The sequence below is a fragment of the Microbacterium sp. BF1 genome, from assembly GCF_019279095.1.
Taxonomy (GTDB): Bacteria; Actinomycetota; Actinomycetes; order Actinomycetales; family Microbacteriaceae; genus Microbacterium; species Microbacterium maritypicum.
Genome location: NZ_JAGYWT010000730.1, coordinates 1 through 865 on the forward strand (window position 1 = coordinate 1; position 865 = coordinate 865).

An 865-nucleotide genomic window follows, 5' to 3' on the forward strand; every position below is an offset into this window, starting at 1 on the left:
CGGTGCGCGCTTACGCGCCGGTGCGGACTCGGTGGCCGACTCCGCGGGTGCTTCGGCGGTGGGCACCGACTGGTCGTTCTGGGTCTCGGAGAGGTTCTCCACGAGTACTCCCTTATATGTCATGGGGAATGAGCGTTGAACGCACACAACGGGTGCTGCGCGCGATCGCACGGGCTGACGCTCGGCGCCAGCCAGCCTCGGCACTTGTGCCACAGGGATTTGCGTGCGGGTCTTGCAAGATTTGCAATGGGGCCAGATTCACGCAGTTACGTGGAGCCCTCCGCTCGAGTCCCCACTGTACCACCACGGACGTCGACTGCGAGCAGGAGCGCCTCCCACGGGGTGTCGGTGACTCGATCGGCCAGCTCGACCGCGTCCTGGCGGCTGCCCGGCCCGTCTGCGAGCACGAGCACGCTGGGGCCCGCTCCCGAGACGACGGCGGCGAAGCCCGCTGCGCGCAGCGCCTGCCCCAGACGCTGCGTCTCGGGCATGGCTCCTGCCCGGTAGTCCTGATGGAGCCGGTCGGCGGTGGCGTCAAGGAGCAGCTCGGGGCTCTGCATGAGCGCGGCGATCAGCAGCGCGGAGCGCGAGACGTTGAACACGGCATCCGCGGTGGAGACCTGCGGCGGCTGCAGCGACCGCGCCTGCGATGTCGACATCGTGTACGCGGGAACGAGAACGAGGGGCGAGACGCCACGGTGGACGAGCAGCTTCTTGTGCTGCGGTCCGCGCTCCGACATCCACGCGATCGTGAGACCGCCGAAGAGAGCCGGCGCGACGTTGTCGGGGTGGCCTTCGAGCTCGGTCGCGAGGCGGAGGAGGTCGGTGTCGCCGATCTCGACATCGCCCTCGAGCAGGCCCTTCG

At 69.0% G+C, this 865-nt stretch carries 1 protein-coding gene; it reads right to left on the reverse strand.

The genetic code is table 11. From position 1 onward, the window contains the following. Positions 1 to 266 precede the first annotated feature (266 nt). The coding region (locus KZA10_RS16375) for a homoserine kinase (protein ID WP_374196611.1) at positions 267 to 865 on the reverse strand (599 nt) is incomplete at its 5' end.